Annotated in this window: 9 protein-coding genes; 6 read left to right on the forward strand and 3 right to left on the reverse strand. The window is 54.2% G+C overall.

Annotation, left to right across the window (positions count from 1 at the left end; translation table 11 throughout):
• Nucleotides 1–32: 32 nt before the first annotated feature.
• A complete protein-coding gene (locus HED65_RS21670; protein ID WP_028018467.1) occupies nt 33–530 on the reverse strand; it encodes an Rsd/AlgQ family anti-sigma factor in 498 nt (165 codons plus the stop codon).
• A gap of 95 nt (nt 531–625) precedes the next feature.
• Between HED65_RS21670 and nudC the strand changes: the two genes are divergently transcribed.
• The 6 genes from nudC (at nt 626) to HED65_RS21700 (ending at nt 4,978) form a co-directional block, all read left to right on the forward strand.
• The gene (nudC, locus tag HED65_RS21675; RefSeq protein WP_114980109.1) at nt 626–1,399 is read left to right on the forward strand and encodes an NAD(+) diphosphatase; all 774 of its coding nucleotides are present in this window, start codon (nt 626–628) and stop codon (nt 1,397–1,399) included.
• 38 nt (nt 1,400–1,437) lie between these two features.
• Complete coding sequence (gene hemE / locus HED65_RS21680) at nt 1,438–2,502, forward strand: uroporphyrinogen decarboxylase (RefSeq protein ID WP_114980110.1); 1,065 nt, start codon at nt 1,438–1,440, stop codon at nt 2,500–2,502.
• Between the two features lie 9 nt (nt 2,503–2,511).
• Nucleotides 2,512–3,183, forward strand: coding sequence for a deoxyribonuclease V (nfi, locus tag HED65_RS21685; RefSeq protein WP_114980111.1), 672 nt, complete (start codon nt 2,512–2,514; stop codon nt 3,181–3,183).
• Nucleotides 3,184–3,224: 41 nt separating this feature from the next.
• The gene (locus HED65_RS21690; RefSeq protein ID WP_028018463.1) at nt 3,225–3,815 is read left to right on the forward strand and encodes a YjaG family protein; all 591 of its coding nucleotides are present in this window, start codon (nt 3,225–3,227) and stop codon (nt 3,813–3,815) included.
• A gap of 186 nt (nt 3,816–4,001) precedes the next feature.
• The gene (gene hupA / locus HED65_RS21695; protein ID WP_002445246.1) at nt 4,002–4,274 is read left to right on the forward strand and encodes a nucleoid-associated protein HU-alpha; all 273 of its coding nucleotides are present in this window, start codon (nt 4,002–4,004) and stop codon (nt 4,272–4,274) included.
• A gap of 11 nt (nt 4,275–4,285) precedes the next feature.
• On the forward strand, nt 4,286–4,978 hold the full coding sequence (locus tag HED65_RS21700) for a DUF1481 domain-containing protein (RefSeq protein ID WP_114980112.1): 693 nt from the start codon (nt 4,286–4,288) through the stop codon (nt 4,976–4,978).
• Nucleotides 4,979–5,025: 47 nt separating this feature from the next.
• On the opposite strand, the gene purD is transcribed toward HED65_RS21700, so the two are convergent.
• Entirely contained in the window at nt 5,026–6,318 is a 1,293-nt protein-coding gene (purD, locus tag HED65_RS21705; RefSeq protein WP_114980113.1) for a phosphoribosylamine--glycine ligase, read from the reverse strand.
• Nucleotides 6,319–6,333: 15 nt separating this feature from the next.
• Nucleotides 6,334–7,923 carry a bifunctional phosphoribosylaminoimidazolecarboxamide formyltransferase/IMP cyclohydrolase gene (purH, locus tag HED65_RS21710; protein WP_114980114.1) on the reverse strand — a complete coding sequence of 530 codons (1,590 nt, stop codon included), beginning with the start codon at nt 7,921–7,923 and terminating at the stop codon, nt 6,334–6,336.
• Between the last annotated feature and the right edge of the window lie 415 nt (nt 7,924–8,338).

An 8,338-nucleotide genomic window follows, 5' to 3' on the forward strand; every position in this document is an offset into this window, starting at 1 on the left:
TGTTTGTAAATTACTCGTTAACGATTAAGAACTCAAGCAGGGCGCGCGATGTTATCTTCGTTGCTTGCACTGAGATTGCTATCCAGCACGAGGGCGATCAGCTTATCTTCCAGTGTGAATCGCTCTTCCAGCGCTTCGCCAAGGTCGGAAAGCGCCTGCTGAAACTCAAGATAGTTATCGTGATCGATCGCATTCTCAAGTGTGGAATCGTAGTAGTCCATGATCTGCTGGGTGTTGGCTTCCAGCAGCGGATAGAGTTTGCTGGCCGCTAAATACGGTGTTGTCCCTTCCATTTCGCGGATAATGCGTTCATAAATATTGAAATGGCCGTCGGACAGGTAGTCGACCAGGCTCTGACAAAAATCATCCAGCGCTTTTTCATTCAGACGCATAAACGATTCTTTGCCAGGCTTAATACCGACCAGATTGTAATAAGCCACGAGTAGATGCTTGCGCACATGTAGCCAGCGATCCACCAGTTTGTTACTTCCTCTAACGCGCTCAGTCAGGCTTTCTAGCTGGTTTAACATGTTCGACTCCGCAAAGTTTAGAATTGAATCTGCTTATCCAAAATGTAACCACGATGCTAACAACATGTCAGTGAAGCGAAGGTAGTGCAATAGATATGGATCGTATTATTGAAAAATCAGATCTTGGTTGGTGGATCGTCAGTCACGAACAAAAATTATGGCTCCCCGTCGGGGAAATTCCCTATGGTGCTGCAGAGACCTTCGACCTTGTTGGTCTGCCCGCACTGAAGATCGGCGAGTGGCAGGGCGATCCCGTGTGGATGGTCCAGCAGGCTCGCCGTCAGGACATGGGATCGGTTCGTCAGGTGCTGGATCTTGATGTGGGGCTGTTCCAGCTGGCGGGCCGTGGCGTACAGCTGGCGGAGTTTTATCGTTCGCATAAATACTGCGGTTACTGCGGGCATACCATGCACCCGAGCAAAACCGAGTGGGCGATGCTCTGCAGTCACTGCCGTGAACGCTACTATCCGCAGATCGCGCCGTGCATTATCGTCGCTATCCGTCGCGAGGATTCCATCCTGCTGGCGCAACATACCCGTCACCGTAACGGCATTCACACTGTGCTGGCCGGGTTTGTCGAAGTGGGCGAAACGCTGGAGCAGGCGGTGGCGCGCGAAGTGATGGAGGAGAGCGGGATTAAAGTGAAGAACCTGCGCTATGTTACCTCTCAGCCATGGCCGTTCCCGCAGTCACTGATGACGGCATTTATGGCCGAATACGATAGCGGGGACATCGTCATCGACCAGAAAGAGTTACTGGAAGCAAACTGGTATCGGTATGACGATTTACCTCTGTTACCACCGCCAGGTACGGTGGCGCGTCGGCTAATAGAAGATACCGTGGCAATGTGTCGGGCCGAGTATGAGTAGTGTTACACTGAGGCCATGACGCTTAAGGAACTGCAAAAATGACCGAACTGAAGAACGATCGTTATCTGCGTGCGCTGCTGCGCCAGCCCGTTGATGTCACCCCGGTGTGGATGATGCGCCAGGCGGGACGTTATCTGCCAGAGTACAAAGCCACGCGTGCGCAGGCGGGCGATTTTATGTCGCTGTGCAAAAATGCTGAGCTGGCCTGTGAAGTGACGCTCCAGCCGCTGCGCCGCTTCCCGCTGGATGCCGCCATTCTCTTTTCGGACATTCTGACCATCCCGGATGCGATGGGCCTTGGGCTCTATTTTGAAACTGGTGAAGGCCCACGTTTTACTTCACCGATCAAGAGTAAAGCCGACGTTGATAAGCTGCCTGTTCCCGATCCTGAAGATGAGCTGGGCTATGTCATGAACGCTGTGCGCACCATTCGCCGTGAGCTGAAAGGTGAAGTGCCGCTGATCGGTTTCTCCGGCAGTCCGTGGACGCTGGCGACTTACATGGTTGAAGGTGGCAGCAGCAAGGCTTTCACCGTGATTAAAAAGATGATGTACGCGGAGCCGCTGGCGTTGCATGCGTTGCTCGACAAGCTGGCGAAAAGCGTCACTCTCTACCTGAACGCACAGATTAAAGCGGGTGCGCAGTCGGTGATGATTTTCGACACCTGGGGCGGCGTACTCACCGGACGCGATTATCAGCAGTTCTCGCTCTATTACATGCACAAAATCGTCGATGGTTTGCTGCGTGAAAACGAAGGCCGTCGCGTACCGGTAACGCTGTTCACCAAAGGTGGCGGTCAGTGGCTCGAAGCGATGGCAGCAACGGGCTGTGACGCCCTTGGGCTGGACTGGACTACCGATATCGCTGATGCGCGCCGTCGCGTGGGTGACAAGGTGGCGCTGCAGGGCAATATGGATCCGTCCATGCTCTATGCACAGCCAGCTCGCATTGAAGAAGAGGTGGCAACGATTCTCGCCGGCTTCGGCCAGGGGGAAGGGCACGTCTTTAACCTCGGACACGGTATTCATCAGGACGTGCCGCCAGAACACGCTGGCGCGTTTGTGGAGGCGGTACACCGACTTTCTGCGCAATACCACAAGTAAGGAATCGCTATGGATCTCGCGTCATTACGCGCCCAACAAATAGAACTGGCTTCATCCGTGATCCGCGAGGATCGTCTGGATAAGGATCCCCCGCAGTTTATCGGTGGGGCGGACGTCGGGTTTGAGCAGGGTGGGGACGTGACGCGAGCGGCGATGGTGGTACTGAAATATCCCTCGCTTGAGCTGGTGGAGTACAAGGTGGCGCGTATTGCTACCACCATGCCCTACATTCCTGGCTTTCTCTCCTTTCGTGAATATCCCGCGCTGCTGGCAGCGTGGGAGCAGCTCTCGCAAAAACCTGACCTGCTGTTTGTTGATGGACACGGTATCTCACACCCGCGCCGTTTAGGCGTTGCCAGCCACTTTGGCCTGCTGGTGGATGTTCCCACCATCGGCGTTGCTAAGAAACGCTTGTGTGGCGGGTTTGAACCGCTTTCTGCCGAGCCTGGTGCGCTGGCGCCGCTCATTGATAAAGGCGAACAACTGGCGTGGGTCTGGCGCAGTAAAGCGCGATGTAATCCGCTGTTTGTCTCCACTGGACACCGAGTAGGTATGGATAGCGCGCTGGCATGGGTACAGCGCTGTATGAAGGGCTACCGTTTGCCGGAACCAACACGCTGGGCAGACGCGGTGGCTTCTTCACGCCCGGCTTTTGTTCGTTGGCAGGAAATTCAGCGATGATTCAGGTAAACTGCGCCTAATTTTCGATTCGAGAGATCATCATGCTACAAAACCCGATTCACCTGCGCCTTGAGAAGCTGGAAAGCTGGCAGCACGTCACCTTTATGGCTTGCCTGTGCGAGCGCATGTATCCCAACTATGCCGCGTTCTGCAAGCAGACGGGCTTTGGTGATGGTCATATTTATCGCCGAATTCTGGATCTGATCTGGGAAACGCTGACGGTGAAAGACGCGAAGGTGAATTTCGACTCTCAGCTCGAAAAGCTGGAAGAGGCGATTCCGGTCGCGGATGATTTTGACCTGTACGGTGTCTATCCTGCGATCGATGCTTGTGTGGCGTTAAGCGAGTTGATTCACTCCCGCCTGAGTGGTGAAACGCTGGAGCATGCTATCGAAGTCAGTAAGGCATCGATTACGACCGTTGCGATGCTGGAAATGACTCAGGAAGGTCGTGAAATGACCGACGAAGAGCTGCGTGCGAACCCGGCGGTAGAACAAGAATGGGACATTCAGTGGGAAATTTTCCGCCTGCTGGCAGAGTGTGAAGAACGCGATATCGAGCTGATAAAAGGGCTGCGCGCGGACTTACGTGAGGCCGGCGAGAGCAATATTGGTATAATTTTTAACCAATGAGACAATAAAACTTGAGATAACGCCCGTTTTGTCGCTCCTCGACTCTTCCCTTTCGCCCCTTGTCTGGTCTACATTTGGGGGGCGAAAAAAAGTGGCTATCGGTGCGTGTATGCAGGAGAGTGCTTTTTTGGCATTTTCGTCGCACTCGATGCTTAGCAAGCGATAAACACATTGAAAGGATAACTTATGAACAAGACTCAACTGATTGATGTAATTGCGGACAAGGCTGATCTGTCTAAAGTGCAGGCTAAAGCTGCTCTGGAATCTACCCTGGCTGCTATTACTGAGTCTCTGAAAGAAGGCGATGCTGTACAACTGGTTGGTTTCGGTACCTTCAAAGTGAACCACCGTGCTGAGCGCACTGGCCGCAACCCGCAGACCGGTAAAGAAATCAAAATCGCCGCAGCTAACGTGCCAGCATTTGTTTCTGGTAAAGCACTGAAAGACGCTGTTAAGTAAGACGCGTGGCAGTGAACAGTTTTAACGAAGGGGCGGTAACGCCCCTTTTGTCTGTCTGGCGTGGTGCGCTCACGTTAGCGGGCGTGCTGTTGCTGTCAGCCTGTAGCCATGACTCCACTCTGCCACCGTTTACTGCCAGCGGCTACGCTGACAACCAGGGGGCGGTCAGGATCTGGCGCAAAGATTCCGGCGGGGAAGTGCATCTGCTTTCTGCTTTTAGCCCGTGGCATAACGGCAATACCTCGACCGCGGAGTATCGCTGGCAGGGCGATGACCTCACGCTGATCGAACTGAACGTTTACAGTAAAACCCCCGATCATGTGAAAGTGCGTTTTGATGACCATGGCGAGCTGAGCTTTATGCAGCGTGAAGTGAGTGGTCAAAAACAGCAGCTTTCCAGCGATCAAATTGCTCTCTATCGTTATCGTGCCGAACAGATCCGCCAGACCAGCGATGCGCTGCGTCAGGGACGTGTTGTACTGCGCCAGGGGCGCTGGCACGCCGATGGGACGGTGACAACTTGCGAAGGGCAGACAGTGAAGCCTGAGCTTGAATCCTGGGCAACCGAACATATTGAACGTCGTCAGCGTCATTCATCTATGGAGGTGAGTGTGGCGTGGCTTGAAGCACCGGAAGGTTCTCAGCTGCTGCTGGTGGCGAACGAAGACTTCTGCACCTGGCAGCCGACAGAGAAGAGTTTCTGACGTATTTCCCCTCTCCCTTGAGGGAGAGGGTTAGAGTGAGAGCGTAATTACTCCCCTTGCTCACGCGCAATCGCGCGATAGCCGATATCCTGACGGCTAAAGCTACCGTTCCAGTGAATATCCGCCATCAGCGCATAGGCACGCTTCTGTGCTTCTGCCACGGTATGACCCAACGCGGTCGCACACAGCACACGGCCACCGTTGGTCAGTACACGATCGTCGTCAGACAGTTTCGTACCCGCATGGAACACTTTACCGCCTTCGATCTCTTCCAGCGGCAGACCGTGGATCTCATCTCCGGTGTTGTAATTACCTGGATAGCCGCCAGCAGCAATCACTACGCCCAGAGAGGCACGTTCGTCCCACTCGGAAGTTTTCTCATCCAGCTTACCTTCACAGGCTGCCAGGCACAGATCGACCAGATCGGATTTCATGCGCAGCATGATCGGCTGAGTTTCTGGATCGCCAAAGCGGCAGTTGAACTCGATGACCTTCGGGTTACCCTGTTTGTCGATCATCAGACCCGCATAGAGGAAACCAGTGTAAGTGTTCCCTTCGGCTGCCATACCTTTTACGGTTGGCCAGATGATGCGATCCATCGTGCGCTGATGCACTTCGTCAGTCACGACCGGAGCGGGCGAGTAAGCACCCATACCGCCGGTGTTCGGGCCGGTATCTGCATTGCCTACGCGTTTATGATCCTGGCTGGTAGCCATCGGCAGAACGTGCTCGCCGTCGACCATTACAATGAAGCTCGCCTCTTCACCATCGAGGAACTCTTCGATCACGATGCGATGACCTGCGTCGCCGAATGCGTTGCCGGCCAGCATGTCCTGCACCGCGGCCTCTGCTTCTTCGAGGGTCATCGCCACGATAACGCCTTTACCGGCAGCCAGGCCGTCGGCCTTAATGACAATCGGCGCGCCTTTTTCACGCAGATAAGCCAGGGCTGGCTCAACATCCGTGAAGTTCTGATATTCCGCAGTGGGAATATTGTGGCGCGCGAGGAAATCTTTGGTGAAGGCTTTGGAGCCTTCGAGCTGTGCTGCACCTTCGGTTGGCCCGAAGATTTTCAGGCCTGCCGCGCGGAACGCATCCACCACGCCAATCACCAGCGGCGCTTCCGGGCCGACGATGGTCAGGTCGATTTTCTCGTTCTGTGCAAAGTTCAGCAGCGCCGGGATATCGGTCACGCCGATAGCCACGTTCTGCAGCGCTGGCTCCAGCGCCGTACCGGCGTTGCCCGGAGCCACAAAGACAGTTTTCACCAGCGGGGATTGTGCCGCTTTCCATGCCAGAGCATGCTCGCGTCCGCCATTACCAATCACTAATACTTTCATTTTCTGCTCCGGGAATTAATGGCGGAAGTGGCGCATGTCGGTGAAGATCATCGCAATACCGTGTTCATCGGCAGCGGCAATCACTTCGTCATCACGAATGGAACCACCAGGCTGGATCACACAGGTGATGCCTACTGCTGCTGCGGCATCGATACCGTCACGGAACGGGAAGAAGGCGTCAGACGCCATGGCGGAGCCTTTCACTTCCAGACCTTCATCACCTGCTTTAATCCCGGCGATTTTTGCAGAATAAACACGGCTCATCTGGCCGGCACCTATCCCGATGGTCATGTTCTCTTTTGCGTAGACAATGGCGTTGGATTTCACGAACTTCGCCACTTTCCAGCAGAACAGCGCGTCACGCAGTTCCTGCTCGGTTGGTTGACGTTTGGTCACCACGCGCAGGTCGGCTTCTGTCACCATACCCAGGTCGCGGTCCTGAACCAGCAGACCGCCGTTCACGCGTTTGAAGTCCAGACCCGGTACACGTTCAGCCCACTGACCGCAAACCAGCACGCGCACGTTCTGTTTTGCAGCGGTGATTTTCAGCGCTTCTTCGGATGCGGATGGTGCGATGATCACTTCAACAAACTGGCGAGAGATGATGGCCTGCGCCGTTTCAGCATCCAGCTCGCGGTTGAAGGCGATAATACCGCCGAACGCGGAGGTCGGGTCGGTTTTGTAGGCACGATCGTAGGCATCCATAATCGAGCTACTTACCGCGACGCCGCATGGGTTAGCGTGCTTGACGATAACGCAGGCTGGCTCACTGAACTCTTTTACACATTCCAGCGCAGCATCGGTGTCAGCGATGTTGTTATAGGAAAGCGCTTTGCCCTGAACTTGTTGAGCGGTAGCAACAGAGGCCTCTTTAACCTCTTCTTCTATATAGAAGGCTGCTTGCTGGTGGCTGTTCTCACCGTAACGCATATCCTGCTTCTTAATGAAGTTCAGGTTCAGGGTGCGCGGGAAGCGGCCAGAAGGATCTTTGCTTTCACCGTGGTAAGCCGGCACCAGGCTACCGAAGTAGTTGGCGATCATGCTGTCGTATGCAGCGGTGTGTTCGAATGCTTTGATGGCGAGATCGAAACGCGTTTGCAGAGTCAGTGACCCTTCGTTGGCATCCATCTCATTAATAATGGTGTTGTAGTCGCTGCTCTTCACCACGATAGCCACATCTTTATGGTTCTTGGCTGCGGAGCGCACCATGGTCGGGCCGCCGATATCAATATTCTCTACGGCATCTTCCAGAGAACAGCCTTCGCGGGCAACGGTCTGGGCGAACGGGTAGAGGTTAACGACAACCATGTCGATTGGCGCGATATCATGTTTTTCCATAATGGCGTCGTCCTGACCGCGACGGCCAAGAATACCGCCATGCACTTTCGGGTGCAGGGTTTTCACGCGTCCATCCATCATTTCCGGGAAACCGGTGTAATCGGACACTTCGGTTACCGGCAGACCTTTATCTGCTAACAGGCGAGCGGTACCGCCTGTGGACAGCAGCTCCACACCACGTGCAGAAAGTGCCTGAGCGAATTCGACGATACCGACTTTATCAGAAACACTGAGCAGAGCGCGGCGGACTGGACGACGTTGTTGCATGGTAAATCCCCTGGATTTCACGATTACAGAGAGCGTTAGATGAATTTTCCAGCGAAAAACTCATCTAACACACCTGACAGGGCATCCTTGTTAAGCGCGAGCATTTTAACGAAAACGTTTGCGCAACGCTCGCACATTTTCACTTTTTCGTATCATTGTGGATAAGTCTGTGTGTAAAAAGGTATAAAGCGGGGTTTTGCTGGGGAATGCAGCAGTCAGTCATTTTTTTGCAACTTTTCGGTTGCGGCCTGCGGAGAACTCCCTATAATGCGCCTCCATCGACACGGCGGATGTGAATCACTTCACAAACAACCCGGTCGGTTGAAGAGAAAAAATCCTGAAATAACGGGTTGACTCTGAAAGAGGAAAGCGTAATATACGCCACCTCGCAACGGTGAGCGAAAGCCGCGTTGCA

This window comes from Pantoea sp. LS15, assembly GCF_012241585.1.
In the GTDB taxonomy this organism is placed as follows: Bacteria; Pseudomonadota; Gammaproteobacteria; order Enterobacterales; family Enterobacteriaceae; genus Enterobacter.